The following is a 23,831-nucleotide window of genomic DNA, read 5'->3' on the forward strand; positions in this document are numbered from 1 at the left end:
AGGAGAGGAAGAACGTGGACGTCGAGGAGTACCCGATCGACCCGCGCACCCGGCGGGGTGTGACCCGATGACCGACGAGCGCCAGGTCGACGCCGTCGTGTTCGACTACGGCGGCGTCCTCACCCGCCCGGTCCGGGACACGATCGCCGCCTGGATGAAGTCCGACGGGATCGACCCGGAGTCGTTCACCCGTGCCCTCAGGGCCTGGCTCTCACGCGACGCCCCGGACGGCACCCCGATCCACCGGTTGGAGACCGGGGAGCTGTCCGTGGAGGAGTTCGACGCCCTGTTCGCCGCCGAACTCGGCACCGTCGACGGCAGACCGGTCGACCCCGTCGGCCTGCTCGGGCGGCTGTTCGCCGGAATGCGCCCCGACCCGGCGATGTACTCCCTCGCCGAGGAGCTGCGCGGCCTCGGCCTCCGGGTGGCGCTGCTGTCCAACAGCTGGGGCAACACCTATCCCCGGGAGCGGATCGACGCGCTCCTCGACCCGGTCGTGATCTCCGGGGAGGTCGGCCTGCGCAAGCCGCACGCCCCGATCTACGAGCTGACCCTCGACCGGCTCGGCCTGCCCGCCGAACGTGTGGTGTTCGTCGACGACGCCGAACCCAACGTGCTCGGCGCCCGGGCGGTCGGTATGCGGGCCGTCCCGCACACCGACGCCGGGTCCACCCGGGCGGCCCTGGCCGAACTCGTCCCCGACCTGCCGGGGCGGTCACCGGCCGGGTGAAAGGTCTGGGTCGGCGCGGTGTCCGCCGCGCCGGTCCACGGTCGGCGGCGTGTACACGGAAGGAGCCGCCCCGCGGGTCCCGGTTTCGGGTCCCACGGGGCGGTGGCGGGCGACGGAAAGGGGCTACCGCGCCGAAGGCGTCCGTTGAGGGTGCCCCACCCCTCCGCGAAGCGGCTCCTGGGCGGTGGCGGGCGACGGAAAGGGGCTACCGCGCCGAAGGCGTCCGTTGAGGGTGCCCCACCCCTCCGCGAAGCGGCTCCTGGGCGGTGGCGGGCGACGGAAAGGGGCTACCGCGCCGAAGGCGTCCGTTGAGGGTGTCCCACCCCTCCGCGAAGCGGCTCCTGGGCGGTGGCGGGCGACGGGTGGGCCGCGGCAGCGCCCCGGTCAGACCCGGACCGAACGCGACGCGCCCCCGTCCCGTGTGTCGGCCCCGGCCGCTCCGGCGGAGGACGGGTGGGCCGGTTCGAGCGCCAACTCCAGCACCCGGCGCACGTCACTGACCGAGTGCACGGTCAGCTGCCCCAGCACCTCCTCCGGAACGTCGTCCAGGTCGGGCTCGTTGCGCTCGGGGATCAGGACGGTGGTGATCCCCGCCCGGTGCGCCGCCAGCAGCTTCTGCTTCGCCTGCGCCGATCGGCCCACCATCGGCGCGAACGCAAAGTGGGGGCCACCGCCCGGAACGGTGACCCCCAGTGACACTTCCGCTACGCGGCCACGCGCTCCGTGCTGTGCGCGGGCTCAAGCGCGATTTCCAGAACCTCCCGGACATCACTCACAGGGTGAACCGTGAGCTGTTCCAGCACTTCATCCGGAACGTCATCCAGGTCCGGCTCGTTGCGGGCCGGAATGATCACGTTCTTGATTCCGGTGCGCAGGCTCGCGAGCAGCTTCTGCTTGACGCCGCCGATCGGCAGCACCCGGCCGGTCAGCGAGACCTCACCGGTCATCGCCACGTCCGCGCGGGCGGGCCGCCCCGACAGCAGCGAGGCCAGGGCGGTCGTCATGGTGATGCCCGCGCTCGGCCCGTCCTTGGGGACGGCGCCCGCCGGAACGTGCAGGTGGACGCCGCGCTCCTTGAGGTCACCCACAGGCAGCTCCAGTTCGGCGCCCCGGGCCCGCAGGTAGGACAGGGCGATCTGCGCCGACTCGCTCATCACGTCGCCGAGCTGACCGGTCAGCGTCAGCCCGCCCGCCCCGGACTCGGGATCGGCCAGCGACGCCTCCACGAACAGCACGTCTCCCCCGGCCCCGGTCACCGCCAGACCGGTGGCCACGCCCGGCACCGAGGTCCGGCTCGCCGACTCCGGCGTGTGCCTCGGCCGACCCAGGTAGCCGCGCAGGTCGCCGGTGTCCACCCGGACCGGCACCTCCCGCTCCCCGAGGGCCGCGGCCGAGGCCACCTTGCGCAGGATGCGGGCGATGGTCCGCTCCAGGCCGCGCACACCGGCCTCGCGGGTGTACTCAGCGGCCAGCGACCGCAGCGCGTCCTCGGTGACCTCCACCTCGGGTTCGCCATCGTCCGAGACCAGCCCGGCGCGTTCGACCTGCCTGCGCAGCAGGTGGTCGCGGGCGATCGCGACCTTCTCGTCCTCGGTGTAGCCGTCCAGCTCCACCAGCTCCATCCGGTCCAGCAGCGGGCCGGGGATCGTGTCCAGGGCGTTGGCGGTGGCCAGGAACACCACGTCCGAGAGGTCAAGGTCGACCTCCAGGTAGTGGTCGCGGAACGTGTGGTTCTGCGCCGGGTCCAGCACCTCCAGCAGCGCCGCCGTGGGGTCGCCGCGGAAGTCGGAGCCGACCTTGTCGATCTCGTCCAGGAGCACCACCGGGTTCATCGACCCGGACTCCTTGATCGCCCGGACGATCCGGCCCGGCAAGGCGCCCACGTAGGTGCGGCGGTGGCCGCGGATCTCGGCCTCGTCCCGCACGCCGCCGAGAGCCACCCGGGTGAACCGGCGGCCCATGGCGCGCGCGACCGACTCGCCCAACGAGGTCTTTCCGACCCCCGGAGGCCCGACCAGGGCGAGCACGGCCCCGCTGCGGCGCCCGCCGATGACGCCCAGTCCCCGGTCCGCGCGGCGCTTGCGCACGGCCAGGTACTCGGTGATCCGGTCCTTGACGTCCGTCAGGCCGGTGTGGTCGGCGTCCAGGACCTCGCGGGCGCCGGCGATGTCATAGGCGTCCTCGGTGCGCTCGTTCCACGGCATGTCCAGGACGGTGTCCAGCCAGGTGCGGATCCAGCCCGACTCCGGTGAGGAGTCGCCGGCCCGCTCCAGCTTGTCGACCTCGTCGAGTGCGGCCTTGCGGACGTGCTCGGGCAGGTCGGCCTCCTCCACCCGCGCCCGGTAGTCGTCCTCCTCGCTGCCGGGGCGGCCGTCGAGCTCGTTGAGCTCCTTGCGGATGGCCTCCAGCTGCCGCCGCAGCAGGAACTCGCGCTGCTGCTTGTCGACGCCCTCCTGCACGTCGCGGTCGATGCTCTCGGTGACGTCCAGCTCCGCGAGGTACTCACGGGTCCACTCGGTGAGCAGGTGCAGGCGGTCGAGGACGTCGTAGGTCTCCAGCAGTTCGAGCTTGCGCTCGGCGGTCAGGAACGGCGAGTAGCCGCCCCGGTCCGCGAGCCGGCTGGGGTCGGTGATCTGCTGCACGCCGTCCAGGACCTGCCAGGCTCCGCGCTTGTGCAGGTAGGTGGTGAGCAGCGACTTGTACTCGCGGGCCGCCTCCAGCACCTTGCCCGGGTACTCACCCTGCGGCTCGGTGTGCACGGTGGCCAGCACCCACAGTGCCGCGCCGGGGCCGGTGGTTCCGCTGCCGACGCGGGCCCGGGCCGTGCCGCGGAGCACGGCGGCGGGGGTTCCCTCGGGGGTGCGTCCGACCTGTTCGACGATGCCGACGGTGCCCACGGCGGCGTAGGAGCCGTCCACGCGCGGCACGATCAGGACCTCGGGCCCCTTCGCGGAGTCACGGTGACCGCCCGACCGCGCGACGGCCTGCGCGGCGTCGACGGCCGCGCGCACCTCGGGTTCGGTCATGTCGACAGGGACGACCATGCCCGGCAGGACGACGTCGTCGTCGAGGGGGAGCACCGGGAAGGTCACGCTGGCGGGAGTCTCACTCATGAATCCTCCTAGTTGAGTTAAACAGACTCAATAAAAAGGAGTCCGATTATCTTCCCATACACGTGTTCGCCCTCAGCGATCACCCCGCACGGCCGTCGGCGCGGGCGGTCCGGATCCGCCGATCAACCAGTTGAGGCGGGTGTCACCCGTCCCTGGCATCGGGGCCGTGTCCGTTCGCGAGAGGCTCAGGCGGGACCTCGAACAGGCCATGCGGGAACGAGTCGGCTCCCCGGAGCTCCTGGACCGCTACGCCCCGCGCCGGGCGTGACGTGCGGGAAGGCCGTCTCCGGGCATCCGGAGGCCCGGGTTGACCTTGCCCCTGGGGGAAGGTGTCTGCTGGGCGTGGCCCATCCGAGACACGGGTGGCGACCACGAGGAAGACGATGACCGCATTCACGGTCGAGCAGCGGGCCGAGCGCCCCTGGGTCGGCGTTTCGATGACGGCCGAACTCGCACGCTGGGACCTGGTGAACGCCCACGTCCCGCGGATCTACGGCGCCCTGGCCGCGGCGGGCGGGACCGCGCGGGGCGGGCCGATCTACCAGTACCACCGTCTGAAGACGGCCGCCGACCCGATGGACGTCACGGTCTGCGTTCCCGTACCGGCGCGCGTGGAGATCGGCGCAGGGTTCGACACCGGCGTGATCCCGGCCGGCCGCTACCTGGTCGCGCGCCCGGAGGGCGGCCCGGACGCGCTCGCGCGGACCCACCGGGACATGTGGGAGTGGGCGCAGGTGCAGGGTCTGGAACTGGCGATCGACGAACGGGCCGACAGCATCCACTGGCACGCGCGTACCGAGCAGTTCCTCACGGACCCGCAGACCGAGCCGGATCGGAGCAAGTGGGCCGTCGAGGTCGCATACTTGCTCACATGAGAGAGACCGACGCGAGGCTGTCGATCGGGGAGTTCAGCCGCCTCACCTGGCTCTCCCCCAAGGCGCTGCGCCTGTACGAGCGGCGCGGGCTGCTCATGCCCGACGCCGTCGACGAGTACACGGGGTACCGCCGCTACCGCCCGTCGCAGGCGGAGCGCGCCCGCACGATCGCGCTGCTGCGCCGCGTGGGTATGCCGCTGGAGCGCATCGGCACGGTCCTGGACGCCACCGCCGACGAGCGACGCGAGCTCCTCGACGCGTACCGGACCGACGTGGTCCGTGCGCACGAGCGCGCGGTCGCGCTGCTCGACGGCCTCGCGGACGGTCTCCTCGAGGACCGGTCGGCCTCCGCGGAGAACGCGCCGCGGGTGTCGAGTCGCGACGTCGCCGCGCAGCCGTTCGTCTCGCGCACGGTGCGCACGACCGCCGCGGACCTGCCCCTGCACGTCGAGCGCGCCGCGGCCGAACTCGCGCAGCGGGCCGGTGCGGCGGTCGACCGGTCGGGGCCCCTGGTCATCGTCTACCACGGTGAGGTGAGCTGGGAGTCGGACGGACCCGTCGAGGTGCGTGTGCCCGTCACCGGCCGATCGAGCGCGGACGGCGTCGAACCCGCCGGGGCCGAGCTGTTCGTCGACGTACCGTACGGCGAGGTCCAGTTCCCCACGATCCTGCGCGCCTTCGACGCGGTCCGCGATGCCGCGACGCACCACACGCGCCGCCCGTCCGGATCGCCGCGCGAGATCTATCTCGACGGGGACCCGTTCCGGTGCCAGGTCGCGCAACGCTACGTCCGGCCCCGGGGCTGAGGACATCGTTCGCGCACCGGGGGCATCCCCCGTGTTGGGGGCGCGTCATTCCTCACGGCCGAGAATCACCGCGTGGAAGGGGCCTGGCGGCCCAGGGGCCGGAACCCGCCGGAGCGGTCGCGGGGCCGGGTACACCAGGCTCCGGGCTTCGCTGAGCCACAAGTGCGCTCCCACATCGGCTCGGCACACGAGCACGGTGGCGTTCGAAGCGGTGTTCAGGGCGTTCACCGGGTGGTTGTGGACGCCGCCCGCCCCCCGTATCGGTGTGACCAGCACACGCACACTCCCACGCCTCCGAATACTTACGCTTCGACAGGTTCGCGGCGAAGCCGCTTACCCGGGAGGGCACGGGAGAACGCGGAATTTCATGGCCGCTTCCGGACAAGGACGCGAAACCAATCCTCGAAGAAGCGTTCTTCGAGTTCAGGAGACGTTTCGAACCTTCCCCTGACGCAAAAACCGCCCGCGCCCTCGACCTTCGGGAATCCGCCATCGAACGCCGCCTTGTTCCCGCACACCATGTCGTTATAGTGGTGAGCCCTTCTTGAAGAGCGACCCTCACGGCATCACGAAGCTTTCCCCCGGAGCCGAACGGGAGCACCTTTGACGGATATCGAAACCCTCACCTCCCAGGTTTTCCCATATGTGAAAGACGCGGTCAGCGCCTACGGGCAGGCGGTGCTGTCCACGTCCGAGGACGCGACGGCGAGCGCCACCGTGCGGCACGGTCAACGGTTGCTGGCGGCCATCCTCAGGCGCGGAAAATCCGAGCCGGAGGTCGAAAGCGCGGTCAGGAAGCTCGGACGGGCGCCGGAGGACACCGACGCCGCCGAGGAACTCCGCGACCAGATCAGGCGGACCCTGCGGGAGGACCCGGATCTGGCCAGGAGCCTGGCCGCCATGAACACGCAGACCTCCTCGGTCAACGTGTCGGGCCACCACAACGTGGGCGTGGGCGGAAACCATCAGGGCGCGATCCACATAGGCGACAGCACCAGCAACATGCACCACAACGTTCACCACACGGTGCACAACAACATGCATGAGCGGAGGATCAGCGGTTTCTCCATCGCGGCGCTCGTCCTGGGACTGTTGGGCTTCCTCATCCTGCCCATCCCCGTCGCCATCGTCCTCGGCCTCATCGCCCTCACCCGCGTGCTCCGGGCGCCGTCCTCGGCCCAGCCCCCGGGCGGCGGCCAGGCGGACGGCGGCGCGACCGGTCCCGGAGGAGTGCCGACCGCCACCAGCCCCCAGGGGTCGGTGGCGGGCCCCGCGAATTCGACCAGTGCGAACTCCGCACCCGCGGCCCACGGCGCGCCCCGACCCTCCGATCCCACCGGGTCCGCCAACGACGCGGCGACCGCCGCTCCCGACGGATCCATGGGACGGACCGGCCCTTCCAACGCCGGCACGGACCCGGTCTCACCGACCGCACCGTACAGACCCCCCGCACAGGCGGATCCCACCGCCGGCATGTACCCTCCACCGGTCACCGAGCCGGCTGCGGCGGGTACGCCGGTCACACCACCGGTCACGCCACCTGTCGCCGGAGCGTCGGCCCCCCTCGCGCCGGCCGCCGTGACCGGGTTCTCGGCCGCCAAGGCGATCAGTATCGTCTTCTCCCTGATCGGGCTCCTGGCCGCCTGCTTGTGGGGCATCGGATGGACGGCCGCGGGCGTCATCATCGTGCAGGCGGAATCCGGCTCCTACGCCTCGGAGGGCGCGGACCCGTTCGCCCCCTACGATCCGCAGGGGGTGGACCCCTCAGTCTCCACCGGTGAAGGCCGGGCCCCCTCCCCCACCGAGCTCTGCGAGCCCTCGCCCGGGTACGCCACGGTGTGCACGCTGCAGACCGGCGACTGCTTCATCGACCCTCCCACCACGGAGTTCTACGAGGTCGAACTCACCTCCTGCGACGAGCCGCACAACGCCCAGGTGATCGGCTCCTACTCCCCCTCCGGAAGCGATTGGCCCGGATGGGCCGCCTTCGACGCCGACATCGAGGCCACGTGCGATCCGATGAGCGAACGCGCTCTGGACCCCGCGCGCACCCCGGACACGTACTTCGTCGGCTACATCGCGCCGAGCCGGGACTCGTGGAACTACGGAATCCAGACCGCCTTCTGCTACGTGGCCGCCGACGGAGAGTCGTGGACCACGTCCCTCACCTCATGACCATGCGGCCGACGGCTCCGTGGTGGCGGAAGCGGGCGGTGGTGAGCGGGAAACGACGACGGTCCCCCCGAGGCTCGCACGGATGACCGGCCAGGCGCCCGACGACACCGCTCCCGGATTCAGGCACCGTCCCGGTGCGCGTCGAGTACGCCCCCCCGAAGGCGAAGAGCTGCGTGTCGTCCTTGGCGGGGGTGTCCGGTCCGCACACGACGGGAACCGCTCACGAGTCCGGACGCGCTCTCGGGAGGCGGGGGCTCCGGTAGGGGAGCCCTCTCCGGTACCGGGCCCCGCTCCGGGTACGGGGACGGTCCCGGAGGCCGGGAGGTCATTCCTCCCGGGCCGTGGTGGGTTGGAAGGTCCGGCGGGCGCGGTGCGCGGCCAGGAAGTCGCGGTACCAGCGGTAGCTGTCCTTGGGATGGCGTTCCAACGTCTCGTAGTCGACGCGGACCAGCCCGAAGCGCCGGTCGTAGCCGTGGGCCCACTCGAAGTTGTCCAGCAGCGACCACACGAAGTACCCGCGTACGTCCACGCCCGCGTCGAGGGCGCGGGACAGGGCGGCCAGGTGCGCGCGCAGGTAGTCGACGCGCTCGCGGTCGCGGACCCGGCCGCTCCCGTCGGGCCGGTCGTCCTCGGCGGAGCCGTTCTCCGTGATGAGGACGGGCGGCAGGCCCGGGTAGCGTCGGTCGAGGTCGACGAGCAGGTCGGTGAGGGTGTCGGGGAGCACCGGCCAGCCCATGGTGGTGTGCCGCACGTCCTCGAAGGGGACCTGCTCGACGCCGATGTCCGCCGCGGTGCGCCGCGCGGGGTCGGCCTCGTTGCGTGGGGCGTCGCGCAGCTTGATGGGCCGGTAGTAGTTGATCCCCAGGAAGTCCAGGGGCCGGCCGATGACGTCCAGGTCGCCCTCGGCACGGTAGGAGCCGTCGGCCAACGGACCCCAGGTCTCCTCCTCGTTGTCGGGGTAGGCGCCGGTGAGGATCGGATCGAGCCAGACCCGGTTGTGCAGGGTGCGGGCCCGCTCCACCGCCGCCCGGTCGGCTTCGGAGCCGGTGGCGGGCAGTAGGTGGTCGGGGTTGAGGGTGATTCCCACCTGGCCGGGCGCGGCCGCGCGCAACTCCCTGACGGCCAGGCCGTGGGCGAGCAGGAGGTGGTGGGCCGCGGCCAGGGCGGGCGTGCCCTCCCGTGTCCCGGGGGCGTGGCGGCCGACGGCGTGGCCGAGGAACGCCGAGCAGAAGGGCTCGTTGAGGGTGATCCAGCGATGCACGCGGTCGCCCAGGCGGTCGGCGACGACGCGGGCGTACTCGGCGAAGCGGTGGGCGGTGTCCCGGGCCCGCCAGCCGCCCTCGTCCTCCAGCGCCTGGGGCAGGTCCCAGTGGTAGAGGGTGATGACGGGTTCGGTTCCGGTCTCCAGGAGGGTGTCCACGAGGCGGTCGTAGAAGGCCAGCCCCTCCGGGTTGGGGCGCCCCTGCCGGTGGGCTGGATCCGCGGCCAGGCCACGGAGAAGCGGTACAGGTCCACGCCCAGGTCGGCCATGAGCGCGACGTCCTCGCGGTAGCGGTGGTAGTGGTCGCAGGCCACGTCACCGGTCTCGCCCCGGGTGACGCGTCCGGGGGTGCGGCAGTAGGTGTCCCAGATGGAGGGGCCGCGCGCGCCCTCGTGGGCGGCGCCCTCGACCTGGTAGGCGGCGGTGGCGGTGCCGAAGAGCAGTTCCGGGGGCAGGACGGGGTCGGTCATGGGGGACCCTTCAGTGTTGGGAGCGCTCCCATACTACGGGGACGCTTCCAGCCCCGCGGCGCCGACGCTGTCGACGCCCCGGGCCGAGGCCGCGCCGCCGGATGCGCCGCTTCCGTTCCGGCGGCGAACCCGCTTCCGGACCGCCGTCACCGAGCCGGGTTCGGGGGGCGCGCCGACCCGAGGTGAGCGGTGTCCGGCCGTGGAGCTCAGGTCCTGGCGGACCAGCGCAGGCCGTGCCCGAACCGGAAGAGCGGGTCGGCGGTGTCGAAGGGCGTGTCCTCCCGGGCCTCGGCGACGGCCGCGTCGGAGCGGGGCAGGTCGAACGGAAGCCGTCCGCTCACGGCCGCCCGACCGCTCACGGCGTCGAGGAGGACGTCGTCGTCCACACCGAAGGTGCCCAGGAGTGTCACGTCCGGGATGGCGGCGATCGGGGTCAGCACGGCCGCCCGTTCCAGGAACACGTCGACGACCACGGGGACCGAGGCGGCGATGCGCTCCACGTGCCGGACGGTCTCCTCCGGAAACTCCAGGCTCCCGGAGTGGAAGGCGGCTTCGAGGCTTCCGTCCGGGTGGTGGTCGAAGGGCGCGGCCAGCCGCAGAATCGCGAGATCGGCGTCGTCCACGGTGTCCACCGGTTCGGCGTACCCGGCGAGGACACCTGGGTCGACGCCCTCCGCGTAGACGCGCACGCCCCGGCCGAGACGGACCGGACGGCCCGTCAGGGCGACGACGGACGCCGCCTGCGCCCGGCGGGCGAGCGCCGTGTGCCGCGCGGTCGCGACGCGCTCGCGGACGGTGACGGGGCCGACCGCCCCGGCTGACGGGTCGTCCAGCAGGCCGAGCCGCTCCTTGTCCCGCAGCACTCGCCGGACGGAGGCGTCGAGGCGCTCCTCGGTGACGAGGCCGCGGTCGACGGCCTCCAGGACGAGTGTCGGGTCGTCCTCTCCACCGAGCTGGTCGACACCGGCGTCGAACAGGCGCGCGACGCGTTCGACCGGCGGGAGGTGGAGGAGCCCCCAGGCGCGCACCGGCAGTTCGATCCCCAGGCGCGGCAGACGCATGCCCGTCACGACGTTGAAGTCCGTCACCACCACCCCGTCGAAGCCGAGCCGACCGCGCAGCAGGTCGGTGACGATCCCCCGCTGGAAGGCGAATCCCACCTCGTCGTGGTCGAGGCCCAGCGGCGCGGCGTAGGCGGGCATCATCATCGCGACGCCCTCGTCGATCGCGGCGGCGAACGGTACGAGGTGCTCGTCGAAGCGGCCCCCGGGATACACCGTGTGCGCTCCGTGCTCGAAGTGGGCGTCGGCACCGCCCCGCTGCGGGCCGCCGCCGGGGAAGTGCTTGGCGGTCGCCAGCACCCTCTCGTGCGCGCCGCCGCTCTGAAGGCCGCGGACGAAGGCCCGCGTCATCGCGGCCGCGTGCCCGGGATCCTCTCCGAAGGTCCCCGCGACCCGCGCCCACCGTGGTTCGGTGGCCAGGTCGGCCATGGGATGCAGCGCGAGGTGGATCCCGGCCGCGCGCAGCTCGCCCGCCATCATCCGGGCGACCTCCTCGACCAGCCCCGCGTCCCAGGTGGCGGCGAGTCCGACGGGTTCGGTCACCGTGCTGAAGCCCGCGCCGCTCTGACTGACCTGGCCGTTGCGACCGCGGCCGTGCGTGGGGTCCGATCCGACCGCGACCGGGATGCCCAGCCGTGTTCGCGCCGCGGTGGCCCGGATCGCCTCGCCCCAACGCGCCAGCTCCTCCACTCCAGGGATGTTCATCAACGTGAGCGCCCCGACGTGGCGCTCGAGGAGCAGTTCGGTGGTCGGGGTGAAGCCGAACGGCGATTCGGCGTCCGCGCCCTCCCACGGGGTGCCGTCCGGGTTCATCGTCACCCGCGCGACGAGGAGGGCGCCGGCCTTCTCCGCCACGGTCATGGTGTCGAGGAGTTCCTCCACGCGGGGGGAGAAAGCGGCCGGGGAAGGTGTGTCGATCATGTGCATGCGCTCACGCTAGGACGCGCTGAACAGGGACCACACCCCTCGGACCTAGTGTTCACTAAGCATTACTTAGTGGCCACTAGGTATTCAGCTCCGGGGTCGGGACGGCTCCCTACGCTCGCGTCGGACGCTCGGGCACACGCCCAGCACCTCACCAACGAGTACACACAGACCGAAGGACCGCCGCCGTGCCACCCAGATCCCCTCGCCCACCGGGGCGCATCCCCACATCACGCCTCTACCTGCTCGCCCTGATCGAACTCGCCGCGATCGGGCCCCTCGCCACAGCGCTCGTCGTCTCGCTCTCCCTCAAAACCCTGCAGATCGCGCCGGAGACGAAGGAAGCCTCGCTGGCGCTGGTCACGGCGGTCGGGGCGGTCGCCGCCCTGGTCTCGAACCCGGTCTGGGGCCACCTGTCCGACCGCACCCGGTCCCACTTCGGTCGCCGCCGCCCGTGGATCGTCTCCGGATCACTCCTGGGCGCGGTGAGCGCGGTCCTCATGCTGGTGGCACCCGGTGTCGGTTGGCTCACCGCGGCCTGGGCGCTCGGGCAGGTCGGTTACAACGCCGTCCTGGCCGCGCTCAACGCGATGCTCGCCGACCAGGTTCCGGAGGAGCAGCGCGCGACGGCGTCGGGCGTGTTCGGCGCCTTCGGTTTCCTCGGTATCGTCCCCGCGATGCTGGTGGCCGCGGTGTTCGCCGACAACCTGCCCGTCGTCATGCTGGCGATGCCGATGGTCTCGCTCGTGATCGTGGGCGCGGTCTGCTCGATCGTCCCGGACGCTCCCGCCTCCGACCGCGAACGCCCCGACCGCAGGATCCGGGACGTGTTCCGGGCGTTCCTGTTCAACCCGCTGCGCGTACCGCGGTTCTCGCTCGTGTGGGTGCAGCGCTGCGTGATGCAGTTCGGCTACACGATCGTGGGGACGTTCGGCCTCTTCTACCTGATCGAGCGGCTCGGGATGCGAGAGGCGGACGCGGTGTCCCTGACCTCGGTGGCGACGGTCGCGAGAGCCGGTCTGAACACCGCGGCCGCCTTCGCGTGCGGGTACCTGGCGTCGCGCCGGGGCGACTACGGCCCGTTCGTCGTCGCGGCGACCGCGGCCATGGCGGCGTCGCTGCTCATGAAGGCCTACAGCGGCGACCTCGCGGTCTTCTGGGCCAGCACGGTCATCGCGGGCTTCGCCCTCGGCGTGTACTACTCGATCGACCTCGCTCTCGTCATGCGGACGCTGCCCGCCGACGAGAAGGGCAAGTACCTGGGCATCTTCAACCTCGCCAAGACGATCCCGCAGTCGGTCGCGCCCGCGCTCGCCCCCCTCGCCCTCACCCTGGGCGGCCCGGACCCGGTGTCCGGACACGCGAACAACTACGCCTCCCTCTACCTGACGGGCGCGGTCGCGGTCCTGCTCTCCCTCGCGGTGTTGCCCGGCCTCCGTTCCGTCCTTCGACGCACCCCCACGACCACGCACCGCCCCGCCCCCACCCACACCGAGGACGCGACCCCGTGACCACGACACCCGTCCGCGCGCCCGAAGGCCTCGTCAACTTCCGCGACCTCGGAGGGCCACGCGCCCCGGCGGCGAACGTCCGCCCCGGAACGCTGTGCCGCTCCGCCGGGCCCGCTGGGCTGACCGACGCCGGCCGCGCGGCACTCCGCGACGACTTCGCCCTGGTGGTCGACCTCCGTTCGGAAAGGGAGACCGCGAACACCCCGGCGGTGCATCCCGCCACCGTCCGCATGCCCCTACTGGACGGCGCCGTCGGCGCCCTGACGGACGTCCCGACGCTGAACCGCGTCTACGCGCGCCTGCTGGACGGCGCCGGTCGCACCTTCGCGCGCCTCGCCCGCCTCGTCGCCGAGACCCGGGACGGCGCCGTCCTGGTGCACTGCACCGCGGGAAAGGACCGCACGGGGCTGGCCGTGGCGCTCCTCCTGGACGCTGTGGGGGTGGACCGGGACGCGGTCGTCGCCGACTACGCACTGAGCGAGACCCACCTCGGCGGAGCGTGGGCCGACGGCGTGCTCTCGTCCGTACGCGCCATGGGGGTCGAGATCACGCCGCGGGTCGAGGCTCTGGTCACGCGCAGTCCCGCCCACGTCATGGAGGAGACGTTCGAGCGGTTGGACGAACGGTACGGCGGCGCGACCACGTACCTGACGGCACATGGTCTGGACGCGCGCACGCTCGCACGGTTGCGCGACCGGCTACTGGCGGTCGGCTGACGCGGCGATGCGCCGGTGGAGGGAGTCCACCGCGCGGGTGAAGGCGCGGACGTAGTCGACACGTTCCGGGAGGGTGACCCACTGGTCCCGGATGCCCTCGTTCAGGGCCAGCAGTTCCAGGACGACCTGTTCGGGGTCGGTGTCCGCGGCCAGCTCGCCGGACTCGACCCCGCGCCGCACGACCGGGACGAACATGTCCAGGGCGCGTTCGAGGTTCCTCCGGGGGCGGTCCCCGATGGGATGCCCCTCGATACCCGCCGCGCCGGTGAGCATCCTGCGGAACCGGACGAGGTCCGGGTCCCGGCTGGCGCGGCGAACCGCGGCGACCATCCCGTCGAACAGCTCACGGACGCTGGCGGGCTCGTGGTCGTGGACCTCGCGGTAGACGTCCTCCCGTAGCTCGACGACGGCGACGAAGAGGTCGCGTTTGCGCGGGAAGTGGTGCAGTACTCCCGCGTCCGTCACACCCGCCTCGCGGGCGATGTCGGCGATGCGGGCGCTCTCGTACCCCTTGCGCCCGAACTCACGGGTCGCGGCGGCGAGGATCGCCGCACGGCGTGTGCCACCGCGCACGATGCGCCCGTCGTCGATCGCAGCCGTTCCGTCCTCGCCCAAGGGTGCCATAGGCGGCATCATAGGCCGCCTCGTCCCGGGACGGCCCGTGTGCCTGGACGGTCACGGCCCCGCCCGGGTTCAGCGGTCCCGGCCCTCAGTGGAGACACAGGCAGAAGGGGTGGCCCGCCGGGTCGGCGTAGACCCGCCAGTTGGCCTCCGGGTGCAGCTGGTCGGTGCGCTCCAGTACCGTCGCGCCGAGCTCCAGCACGCGCTTCTCGTCCGCCTCGATGTCGTCCACGTCGAAGTCCAGGTGCACCTGCTGGGGCGCCTGCTGCCCCGGCCACTGCGGCGGGCGGTAGTCCGGCACCCGCTGGAAGGCCAGCGGCGTCCCCTCGAACCCGCGCACCTCCACCCAGTCCGGGTCCTTGGGATCCACCACGACCTGCCCGCCGAGCAGTCGCGCGTAGAACTCCGCGAGCCGTACCGGCTCCGCACAGTCCAACGCGACGGCCTGAAGCCCGCGAATCATCTCCGGCTCTCCTCCCTCTCCGTCCCTCACGTCTGTCGGTCCTCCCCGCGGCACCGCCCACGCGCACAGCCGGAGGACGCGCTCCGCGTAATCTACAGGGGTCGTCCGACGTTTCCAGGGCTCCGCGAAAGGTTCCGCGGCCGTTCCCTGGGCGGGCTGCCCAGCCCTTTGCCCGCCTCCGTCACGCGCCCTGTTCCCCGGCCCCCAGCCAGGCGGCGGCGTCGGTGCCCCAGCGGGTGGGGGGACCGGCCCAGGTCCCGGGTGATCCCTCGTAGCGGACCGGTGGAAGGGCGTGACGTAGCGGCCCGTAGGGGGAGGCGGACTCCGTCAGCCAGTCGGCGGCCTCGTAGCCGCCCTCCCGAACGGGCTCGGAGGTGACGTCGTTCAGCAGCCAGTCGGCGGTCCCCGCCAGAGAGAACCGCAGGAGGCGGCCCCGGCCGTCGGTCTGCCGTTCGCACAGCGCCCGCAGCACCCCCGCGGCCAGCAGGTAACCGGTGCCGTGGTCCAGTGCCTGGGCGGGCAGTACGCCCGGACGCCCCTCGGAGTCCGCCTCGATCGCCGCGATACCGCGAGCCGCCTGCACCAGGCTGTCGAACCCCCGCCGGTCGGCCCACGGGCCCGACCACCCCCAGGCGCACAGTTGGGCGACGACCAGGCCGGGGCGGCGAGCCATCAGCTCCCGGGCCGCCAGACCGCGCCGGTCGAGGGATCCGGGCCGGTACCCGGTCACGACCACGTCGGCCGAGTCCAGCAGCTCGAGGAAGACGCCCCGTCCCTCGGCCGAGTCCAGGTCCAGCAGGGTGGAGCGCTTGCCCCACCCGGTGTCGATGTGGCTGTCGGGGTCCTCCGGGAGGCCGGGTGAGTCCACGCGCAGCACGTCCGCTCCCAGCAGGGCGAGCGTCCGGGTGGCGACCGGCCCGGCGATGACCCGTGTCAGGTCCAGGACCCGCACCCCGGCGGCGGGCACGTCCGCGGGCGACAACCGCCGCCCGCCGGTCCCCCCGGCCGCCACGGTCTCGGCCAGGGGCTGACCACGCGTGATCGACCCCCTGCCCGGCTCGGGAGCCACGGCCACCGCCAGGCCGCCGGCCGCGTAGACCCTCTCCTGGACCTCCTGTGCGGTGAGCCCCGCCAACGTCTCGGTGAGTCGCCCGACCAGCGCCGCCCCGCCGTCGTCCTTCCCGCTCGTGCCGCCGCGGCCGGTACCGCCGTCGATCCCCAGAGCGGCCAGCAGTCGGGCACGGTGGTGGGGGTAGTTCGCGTGGGTGCGCACCCACCCGTCGGCGGTCCTCCAGAAACCCGACAGGGGCGCGAAGGGGGTCAGCGCGCGGCCGTCCACCACCAGGTGCCGTTCACTGGTGAACGCGGTGGCGACCGCGGCTTCGTCCACCTCCACCCCGGGGACGGTCCCCCCGTCGCGCGCGGCCAACAGCTCGGCCGCGGCGAGCGAGCACGCCCCCACCGTCGCGCGTGCGAGCTCCCGCACCGGCAGCACGGCGGGAAGCACCTCTCCCGCGCCCCGGTAGGACACCTTCGCGGTCAGGTCCGCGGATCCGCCGATCGCCTTCCAGGCCTGGACTGTCGTCGCATCGCGTTCGTTCGCCATGGCCTCATACTCCCCGCCCCGCCTCCAGCGGCCCCGAACCGGGGGTGGGACTACGGCCACGGGTCTGGCCGGTCAGCCCCGCCCGCCACCCAGGTGTTCGGTGAAGAAGGCGTCCAGGCGGCGCCAGGCGTCGGCGGCCGACTCGGGATCCCGCTTGACCCCGAAGGCGCGCAGGACCAGTTGCAGCGACCGCGGACCGTTCGGCGCGACGTTCATGAAGGAGTGACCGGCGTTCGGGTACTCCTTCACGTCGTTGACCACACCCGCCTCGTCCAGCGCCGCCCTGAGCTTGACGGCACCGCCCGGCACCATCTTGTCCCTCGCCCCGTAGCTGGCGACGGTCGGGCAGGCGCCCCGGACGGCCTCGCGCACGTCATAGGGCGTGACGCCGTAGTGGGGCGCGGCGGCGTCGAACCGGGGAGCCGTCGCGATCGCGAACCCGCCGCCCATGCAGAAGCCGACGACCCCGATCCTCCCCGTGCACTCGGGCTGCTCCAGGAGCCACTCGCGCCCGGCGGCGATGTCGGTGAACGCACGCCCGTGCCCGGCGGACAGGGCCCGCATCACCCGCACGATGCACCGCATCAGGCCGCCCTCGCTGTACAGGTCGGGGACGATGGTGAGATAGCCGAGTTCGGCGAGGCGGTCGGCGTGGCGACGCATCTCGGCGTCGACGCCGTAGGCCTCGTGGGCCAGCACCACCCCCGGCCACGGCCCCTCCCCCGAAGGTCGGGCCACGTAGGCACGCAGCCTCGGTGAGCCGTCGTTGTCCTCGGTGAACGCGCTGAGGTCGAGCTCGGGCACAGTCGTCTCCCGTCCGTCCGCGACGCCCAAACCCTACCGTTCGGTAACCGCCCTCCGGCCGCACGGGTGCGAAAGGGACTCGTCATTCGGGGCAGGGGCCGACGAGGGGACGTGAAACCTGACCTATCGCTGACAAGGCGATGAGTGTTCCGGGAAGTGTCCACGTGCGGAAAGGACGCTCTCACCGAGGAGGGAAATCCAGAGGCGAAATCTTTTCCCACGACAGATAGCGGGACACGCCTCCGCAACCGGTTCCGCAAAACTCTGTGGATCACTCAGCTATCGCCTGTCCGCAGGTCAGCGGCACGACGAAAGGCCCTGGGCGACACCCAGGGGCCGAACCCGCACGCGTCTCACCGACCCCACCGAAAGGGCCTCTCCCTCATCCTCGTACTCTCCGGGATGGACACCACCCGGCGCCCCGCCTGCCCGATCCGCTTCTCGCTCACGTGGTGGTCCCCCTCCCAGCGCGTACAGCCGCGGCCCGTCCGGGGACCGTCGGCCCTGGCGCTGGGGCGTGTTTCGTGAGCGGATCAAGGTCATGCGATGATCATGTCCCGTGGCTCGGGCGGATCCGACAGACGCCCGCTGGGCGGCGCTGGAGCCGTTGCCTCCGAAGGGCGTCAATCCCGAGCGGCCACCGGCGCACCCCAGGCGGCAGCTGATCAACGGCATACGGTTCCAGGCGCGGACCGGCATATTCGAGCGGCTCCAGATCCGGGCCGACGCGAAGGAGCTGATCATCTGGGACATCTCGGTAGACTCCACCATCGCCCGCACCTACCAGAGCACCATGACGTCGGTGACGCGGCCGCTGTGGAGCCGTGCCTCACCGGCGCGAAGGTCGGCTTTGAGGAGCTACCGGAAATGTTCCAGGGTTTGGTGCGATATGTGCCTACAGTGAATGACGTGATGGTGCGCGGAGCGGTCTACCCTCAACGATCCCTGGTCCTGGTCGCCGGGGTACCCGGTGCCGGGAAGAGCACCCTGCTACGGCGGCTGTTCGGTCTCCGCGGGGACGAGGAGCGGACCGTGCTCACCGCGGACGGTGTGCGGGTGATCGACTCACTGCAGTCGCGGTACCGGTTGGGGTCGCTGCTCGGCCGGATCCCCTACCCACTGTGGCGCTGGGTGGTGCACGTGCTGCACCTGACCCGGGTGGCCGCGGCGCTGTGCGGCGGCCCGGTGGTGGTGCACGAGTGCGGAACCCGGCGCCCGGTCCGTGTGCTGCTCGCCCTGCTCTGCCGACTCCGCCGGTACGAGGTACACGTGGTGATGATCGACGCCACCCCGCAGGAGGCCCGGAGCGGGCAGAACGCCCGGGGGCGGCGGGTGACCGACCGCAGTCACCGGGTGCATTCGCGGCGCTGGCGGCGGCTGCGCGCGGCCGCCCGGCAGGGGCCGGCGGCGTTCGCGCCGGGCGCGCGCAGTCTGCTCGCACTCGACCGAAGCAGTGCGCGGGAGCTGGCCTGGATCCGATTCGGCTCCTGCTCGCACACCCGTGGTCCCCTGCACGCCGCGATGGGGTCGCCTTCCACTCAGCCTGAACCCGTGATGTCCCATACCTCGTGACACCGGCTGGTCACGGCTGTACGGCGCCCCCATGAGGTACGCGCGAGGGGCGGTCGACGCCCCGGGGGCACCAGCGACGGGAACAGGTGCGGATACGGGTGGCCGAGCGCTTCGCCCGTGGTGACGGGACCGGGACCATCGCCGGGGAGCTGGAGCGCGGCCCGCTCGCGCACGGCTGGTCCGCCCGGGTGGAGCCGGTCGTCGGGCGGACGAATCCCTCGGGGCAGAGCTCCAGCAGCTCACCCGATCCCGCGACCTCCAGGCCGGTGCACAGCGCCAAAATTAGGCGTTCTGCCCATCTTGTGGTGAAAAGTCACTACACATAGCATCAGGCCGACCCCACCGGGTCACCACATGGATCAGCACCCTCACCCCCAGGGAGACCCCCATGCTGAGACGTATCCTCACCCCCCTCCTGATCGCGCTGAGCGCGCTGACGCTGACGCTGGCGGGTGCCGCACCGGCCACCGCGGCACCCGCGGAGCGGTCCCAGCCGCTGCGCCAGACCGTGCTGTACTACGACGCCAGCCGGGCAGCGGAGTACACCTCCGCGGTCTCCTCGGCCGTGCGCGTATGGAACTACAGCGTCAGCAACGTCCGTCTGGAGCCGGCCCCCGTCGGACGGCACGCCGAGATCCGCATCATCGCCGACAACGGCTGGCCCCGCGCCCAGCTGGGCCCGGTGCGCCCGGGCGGGCAGGTCGTCGTCTGGATGGGCCGCCAGGGCACCGCGGCGGGCTACGACGCGGTGCGCATCGCCGCGCACGAGCTCGGCCACAGCCTGGGGCTGCCCGACGCCAAGCCCGGCCCGTGCTCGTCGCTGATGTCGGGCTCCACCGGCGGCGTGAACTGCACCAACCCCTACCCCGACGCCTATGAGCGCTCGCGGGTCGAGGCCAACTACGGCAGCGGCCTGACCGGCCAGCGCGCCGCCGACGGTCAGCTCATGGTCGATCGCGCCTGAGCGTAAGCACCGGCTCCGCGGCCGAAGACCTTCGGCGCCGGCCCGCCGATTCGGGCCGGCGCCGAAGGCGTCACGCTCCCGCCGCATCCGTGTGGGACCGCCCGACGTGACACGAGGAGCAGGCGCCCTTCCTCCATGTCCACGGCATCGGACCGACTCCCGTGGCCACTGGTCTCGCCTTGATGACAACTCACCAGTACCCCTCACGTTTCTCCTGAGACGGCGTACCGTCAGGTCTACTGTCCCCAACCACGGGAAACCCGCTCCACCCTATGGTCGCCCTGACTCCCGAGGAGCGCACATGAACAGGACGAGCTGGATCGTGACCGCCGCTGCCGCGGCAACGGCGCTGATCATCGGATTCGGCGCCGGATGGTTCGGCAACCAGGCATACCTGCGCGCCAGCCTCGAGGCCGCGTTCGAGGACGTCGGTACCGACCTGGAGGAAGGCTTCGCGGACGAGGTCGAAGAGCCCGGACTCGACGAGCCCGCCGATCCCGTGGAAGCGACCCCGGACATCCCTGAGGGCGTACCGATGGGAGAGACCGCGTCCGATGGGATCTGGGACGTGTCGATCGTCGGAGTCGAGCGCACCAGCCAGATCAACGGCTCCTACAGCAACGCGGTCACCGCGGAGGGGTGGGAGTTCCTCGTTCTGGATGTGGAGCTGACGAACAGCTCGAACGGTCCGCAGACGCCCGAGATCGACGGTTCGCAGATCGTGGACGCGGAGGGAAACCGGTACGGCGTCAACTCGGACGGCATCTTCGCTCTGGACGACGATGACGTGCTGTACACGGAGGTGAACCCGAACGGGACGGCGACGGTACGGATCCCATTCGAGCTCGTGGCAGGCACCGAGGTGGTCGTGGCACTGTTGACCGCCGCGTGGGACGCGCCGGAGACCGCGGTGATCCGGGTGGAGGAGTAGGGCCGGGCGGGACCGGGCCCATGAGCGCCACAAAGCTCACGCCGCCGCCGCGCCTTCCCCGTGACCGGGGGTGCCCGACGGCGGCCTCCGCGCGCGGTCTCAGTCCTTGAGGAAGGCCAGGCGCGGGTCCGTCACCCCCGGGGAGACCTCCAGGACCTCGGCCGTGACGACGTCGTTGATCACGAACGGGTCCTTCGCGACCCGTGCCTGGAGGTCCTCCTCCGTGGTCCCCGTGGCGAGCAGCGCGCCGCCCCGCCCCGGTTCGATGCTCCCGGCCAGCAGGAAGACACCGTCCTCCATGCCCTGGCGGATCCATTCGCGGTGGGCCTCCATGTGGTCGGCGGCTGCGGAGCCGTTGGCGGAGAGGCGAAGCAGGACGATGTACACGAGGGTCTCCTCACAGACAGGGGGTACGGGAGAAGGGGGAACGGAAGTCGCTCGTCATGCGCGGTCGGCGGATACCCGGGAGGCCGGCAGGCCGGTCAACCACGTGTTGATCCGGTCGACCTCGCGGTGGACGAACTCGCTGTCGTGAAAGGCGTTCGACAGCGTGGCGATGCCTTGGCTGGACGCGAGGACCCGCATCGCGAGGTCGTCGGCCTCCGTGTCGAACCCGAGCTCCTCGAACTGCTCGCGCAACCAGGTGCGGAACAGTTCGAAGACGCCCACGGCGTGCGCGCGGAAGGGGTGGTCGAGCTTGGCGAGCTCGTTCGTCAGCGTCCCGACCGGGCAGCCGCAGCTCTCGATGTCGTCGCGGTTGGTGATGAGGAGTTCGACGAACCGCCGCACACGGTCGAGCGGGTCCGTCGAGCTCTCCGTCCACGCGGTGAGCATCTCCCGGGTGCTCTCCAACCGGGCCTCGATCACCGCGTGGAGGATGTCGTCCTTGGTCTTGAAGTGGTAGTAGAAGTTGCCTCGGGAGATCCCGACGGCCTCCGCGATCACCGCGAACGACGTCGGCTCGAAGCCCTGCTCGTAGAACAGGCGGTCGGCCGCGTCGACGATCTGCTCGCGCGTGCCCACGACACACCTCCGTTCGACGACCCGCTCTAGGACGATCGTCCTAGGCGACGGCCACAACATTAGGACACCCGTCCTAGCCTGGCAAGGGGGCGCGTCACCGAGGTCGCGGGCCGCGGTTTCAGACCGCAAGCCCGAAGAACGTCGGCCGCCTCCCCGGCCGCCGCACCGGAACGGGGGGCACCGGCCCCGATCGGGCCTCCTTCCCGGGAACGACGCGGTGCTCGACGCGGGTCGGGGTGTCATCGGGCCGAGCGGGTTCACGCACGCACGGGCCCCGGTGGGCGGGCCGACGGCCCTGAGCGGGTCAGCCGAGCCGGAAGTCGGCGACCCGGATGGGCGTGGACGGCTGGTCCCCGGCCTCCTGGTAGAGGATCGACAGCACTCCCTCGGAGGCGACCCTGGACTCGTCCACGAGCACCTCGCCGAACGCGTCGATGTCGGACCCGTCGTGGACCATCGTCCAGTCGGTCCAGCCGGACTCACTGGTCGCGGCCATGATCCGACCGAAGGGCATGACCACGTAGGCGGTGTCCTCGTCGGTCAGGACCAGCCGGGAGCGGCCGAAGGCCCGGAGCGGCTCGGGAATCTCGAACTTGTGCCACCGGCCCGCGTCGTCCTGGTACAGGTGGAAGGCGTAGCCCTGATCGCGGCGGTCGCGGACGAAGTCGGTGGAGCAGTGCCCGAACCGGCCCGGCCGGTAGCTGATCACCACGTGCGGGTTGCCCTCGGAGTCGACCGCCTGCGACTCCTGGTTCATCAGGGCGTAGTTCAACGGCAGCGGGTCGACCACGTGCCCGGGGGTGTCCACGGACACCCGGTGGGAGGTCCCGGTCACCGCGGCCACGGCGCCGTCGTCGGTACGCCAGGTGCGCCCCTCGTCGTCGCTGTAGACGTAGCCGGTGTCGTGGTTGGACAGTCCGCCCGGGTGGCAGAGGATGTCCCCGCCCGCGGCGGTCTCACGCCAGGTGAAGGACGCGTGCAGGCGTCCGTCGTCCCCGTAGCCGATGCCGTGCAGGTACATGTTGCGGCTGGTGCTGACCGCTCCGTTGGCCGCGTAGGAGCCCTCGGGGGACGACCACGCGCCCAGGTGCGTCCAGTCGCCGTCCCCGTCGTACTCGGCCAGCTCCAGGGTGCCGTCGCCGGAGCCGCCGGTCCGGTAGGCGAGCTGCAGCCCGTCGTCGGGGGCGCTGATGAACCGGGGGTAGGTGATCGAGCCGATGTCCAGGCCGGCCAGGTCCCGGCCGACCGGCTCGAAGGAGTCGACGGTCCAGGGGGCGTCGTCGGTGAGCAGTCCCGCCGCCGAACGCGTGTAGTACACCGGGGTGTTGTGGGTGTCCATGGCCACGTGCAGTCGGCCGTCCTCGGTCGAGACGCCCAGGGAGATGCTGTTGTGGGAGTCGTCCACCGTGAGCCGGTGCGGCAGCTGGACGGTGTGCCAGTCACCGCCGTCGAGGTCGCGTCGGGCCACGACGGCGTGACGGGACTCGGTGTACCAGGCGGCGTACTGGTGGTCGCCGTGGGTGATGATGCCGGACTGCTGGTAGGAGCCGTTGTTGACCAGTCCGTCGTAGGAGACGAAGTACAGGGCCTGCTCGTCCAGGGTCCGCTGGCCCAGGGGTGTGGCCGAGGGCGCGTCGGCGGCGGCCGCCGGGATCGCCGGGGCGACCCCGAGCGGAACGGCCAGCGCCAGGGCCAGGGCCGTGTTCAGGACACGGCACCCGGAGGGGGTACGAGGGGGCATCGGGGGGCCTTTCTGCCAGGGGGTGTCGGGGCGGTGGTCAGGGCAGGTGGAAGATCTCGGTGAGCGGGAGCATGCCCTCGTCGGGTCGGCCGGGCAGGTCCTCGAAGAACGGCGCCATCTCGGCCTGCCAGCGGTCGTTGACGTCGGTGCGGGCCATGGCGGCGCGGGCCGCCTCGAAGTCCTCGGTCTCCAGGTAGCCGACGACCATGCCCTCGTCGGTGCAGAAGAGGGAGTAGTTGTGCCAGCCGGTGGCGCTGAGCGCGTCGCGCATCTGGGGCCACACGGCGGCGTGCCGTTCCTTGTACTCCTCCAGCCGCTCCTGGCGGACCTTGAGCACGAAGCAGACGCGCTGCACGGCGTTCCTTTCGTGAAGAGGGGGACGGGGGCGGTCCGGAGGGAGGGGTCCGGTCCGCCCCCTGGGAGAGGGGTCACAGCACCCGCGGGAGTCCGTTGAGGGCGGTGGC

At 71.8% G+C, this 23,831-nt stretch carries 20 protein-coding genes and 1 pseudogene; 9 read left to right on the forward strand and 12 right to left on the reverse strand.

From position 1 onward, the window contains the following. Window positions 1-67 precede the first annotated feature (67 nt). Entirely contained in the window at window positions 68-730 is a 663-nt protein-coding gene (locus KIK06_RS10430; RefSeq protein WP_268643012.1) for an HAD family hydrolase, read from the forward strand. Between the two features lie 384 nt (window positions 731-1,114). Here KIK06_RS10430 and KIK06_RS10435 read toward each other — a convergent pair whose 3' ends face one another. Next, entirely contained in the window at window positions 1,115-1,375 is a 261-nt protein-coding gene (locus tag KIK06_RS10435; protein WP_268643013.1) for a S16 family serine protease, read from the reverse strand. Window positions 1,376-1,434: 59 nt separating this feature from the next. After that, the gene (lon, locus tag KIK06_RS10440) at window positions 1,435-3,843 is read right to left on the reverse strand and encodes an endopeptidase La (RefSeq protein ID WP_017601157.1); all 2,409 of its coding nucleotides are present in this window, start codon (window positions 3,841-3,843) and stop codon (window positions 1,435-1,437) included. 383 nt (window positions 3,844-4,226) lie between these two features. Between lon and KIK06_RS10445 the strand changes: the two genes are divergently transcribed. The 3 genes from KIK06_RS10445 to KIK06_RS10455 all read left to right on the forward strand — a co-directional run bounded on the left by KIK06_RS10445 (window position 4,227) and on the right by KIK06_RS10455 (window position 7,699). Beyond that, window positions 4,227-4,718, forward strand: coding sequence for a GyrI-like domain-containing protein (locus tag KIK06_RS10445; protein WP_017601156.1), 492 nt, complete (start codon window positions 4,227-4,229; stop codon window positions 4,716-4,718). Beyond that, complete coding sequence (locus KIK06_RS10450) at window positions 4,715-5,524, forward strand: MerR family transcriptional regulator (RefSeq protein ID WP_268643014.1); 810 nt, start codon at window positions 4,715-4,717, stop codon at window positions 5,522-5,524. Before KIK06_RS10445 ends, KIK06_RS10450 begins: the two co-directional genes overlap by 4 nt. Before the next feature lie 645 nt (window positions 5,525-6,169). After that, window positions 6,170-7,699: a DUF4190 domain-containing protein gene (locus KIK06_RS10455; RefSeq protein WP_268643015.1), complete on the forward strand. Its 1,530-nt coding sequence runs from the start codon at window positions 6,170-6,172 to the stop codon at window positions 7,697-7,699. A gap of 325 nt (window positions 7,700-8,024) precedes the next feature. Here the strand turns inward: KIK06_RS10455 and KIK06_RS10460 are convergent. After that, window positions 8,025-9,430, reverse strand: a pseudogene (locus KIK06_RS10460) (GH1 family beta-glucosidase). A 206-nt stretch (window positions 9,431-9,636) separates the two neighbouring features. Beyond that, the gene (locus tag KIK06_RS10465) at window positions 9,637-11,418 is read right to left on the reverse strand and encodes a glycoside hydrolase family 3 protein (RefSeq protein ID WP_268643016.1); all 1,782 of its coding nucleotides are present in this window, start codon (window positions 11,416-11,418) and stop codon (window positions 9,637-9,639) included. Window positions 11,419-11,603: 185 nt separating this feature from the next. On the opposite strand from KIK06_RS10465, the gene KIK06_RS10470 reads away from it, so the two are divergent. Next, window positions 11,604-12,926 carry an MFS transporter gene (locus KIK06_RS10470; protein ID WP_268643017.1) on the forward strand — a complete coding sequence of 441 codons (1,323 nt, stop codon included), beginning with the start codon at window positions 11,604-11,606 and terminating at the stop codon, window positions 12,924-12,926. Further along, window positions 12,923-13,642 carry a tyrosine-protein phosphatase gene (locus KIK06_RS10475; RefSeq protein WP_268643018.1) on the forward strand — a complete coding sequence of 240 codons (720 nt, stop codon included), beginning with the start codon at window positions 12,923-12,925 and terminating at the stop codon, window positions 13,640-13,642. Before KIK06_RS10470 ends, KIK06_RS10475 begins: the two co-directional genes overlap by 4 nt. Here KIK06_RS10475 and KIK06_RS10480 read toward each other — a convergent pair. The 4 genes from KIK06_RS10480 to KIK06_RS10495 form a co-directional block, all read right to left on the reverse strand. After that, complete coding sequence (locus KIK06_RS10480; RefSeq protein ID WP_268643019.1) at window positions 13,625-14,266, reverse strand: TetR/AcrR family transcriptional regulator; 642 nt, start codon at window positions 14,264-14,266, stop codon at window positions 13,625-13,627. The two genes, KIK06_RS10475 and KIK06_RS10480, sit on opposite strands and share 18 nt — an antisense overlap. Before the next feature lie 85 nt (window positions 14,267-14,351). Further along, a complete protein-coding gene (locus KIK06_RS10485) occupies window positions 14,352-14,726 on the reverse strand; it encodes a VOC family protein (RefSeq protein WP_268643020.1) in 375 nt (124 codons plus the stop codon). Between the two features lie 181 nt (window positions 14,727-14,907). Further along, the gene (locus KIK06_RS10490) at window positions 14,908-16,332 is read right to left on the reverse strand and encodes a CoA transferase (RefSeq protein WP_268643021.1); all 1,425 of its coding nucleotides are present in this window, start codon (window positions 16,330-16,332) and stop codon (window positions 14,908-14,910) included. Between the two features lie 72 nt (window positions 16,333-16,404). Further along, window positions 16,405-17,136, reverse strand: a complete 732-nt coding sequence (locus KIK06_RS10495; protein ID WP_268643022.1) for a dienelactone hydrolase family protein — start codon at window positions 17,134-17,136, stop codon at window positions 16,405-16,407. A gap of 867 nt (window positions 17,137-18,003) precedes the next feature. On the opposite strand from KIK06_RS10495, the gene KIK06_RS10500 reads away from it, so the two are divergent. From KIK06_RS10500 to KIK06_RS10510, 3 genes are all read left to right on the forward strand, one after another. Then, on the forward strand, window positions 18,004-18,708 hold the full coding sequence (locus KIK06_RS10500; RefSeq protein WP_268643023.1) for an AAA family ATPase: 705 nt from the start codon (window positions 18,004-18,006) through the stop codon (window positions 18,706-18,708). Window positions 18,709-19,096: 388 nt separating this feature from the next. Beyond that, window positions 19,097-19,672 (forward strand): snapalysin family zinc-dependent metalloprotease, encoded by a 576-nt coding sequence (locus KIK06_RS10505; protein ID WP_268643024.1) that lies wholly within the window; start codon window positions 19,097-19,099, stop codon window positions 19,670-19,672. A 301-nt stretch (window positions 19,673-19,973) separates the two neighbouring features. Continuing rightward, entirely contained in the window at window positions 19,974-20,603 is a 630-nt protein-coding gene (locus KIK06_RS10510) for a hypothetical protein (protein ID WP_268643025.1), read from the forward strand. 99 nt (window positions 20,604-20,702) lie between these two features. Here KIK06_RS10510 and KIK06_RS10515 read toward each other — a convergent pair whose 3' ends face one another. From KIK06_RS10515 to KIK06_RS10530, 4 genes are all read right to left on the reverse strand, one after another. Next, a complete protein-coding gene (locus tag KIK06_RS10515; RefSeq protein ID WP_017601010.1) occupies window positions 20,703-20,990 on the reverse strand; it encodes a YciI family protein in 288 nt (95 codons plus the stop codon). A gap of 54 nt (window positions 20,991-21,044) precedes the next feature. Further along, window positions 21,045-21,626 carry a TetR/AcrR family transcriptional regulator gene (locus KIK06_RS10520; RefSeq protein WP_017601009.1) on the reverse strand — a complete coding sequence of 194 codons (582 nt, stop codon included), beginning with the start codon at window positions 21,624-21,626 and terminating at the stop codon, window positions 21,045-21,047. 304 nt (window positions 21,627-21,930) lie between these two features. After that, window positions 21,931-23,367, reverse strand: coding sequence for a BNR repeat-containing protein (locus tag KIK06_RS10525; protein WP_268643026.1), 1,437 nt, complete (start codon window positions 23,365-23,367; stop codon window positions 21,931-21,933). Between the two features lie 37 nt (window positions 23,368-23,404). Next, complete coding sequence (locus KIK06_RS10530; RefSeq protein WP_268643027.1) at window positions 23,405-23,722, reverse strand: L-rhamnose mutarotase; 318 nt, start codon at window positions 23,720-23,722, stop codon at window positions 23,405-23,407. Window positions 23,723-23,831: the final 109 nt, after the last annotated feature.

The organism is Nocardiopsis sp. EMB25 (assembly GCF_026797795.1).
Taxonomy (GTDB): domain Bacteria; phylum Actinomycetota; class Actinomycetes; order Streptosporangiales; family Streptosporangiaceae; genus Nocardiopsis; species Nocardiopsis lucentensis.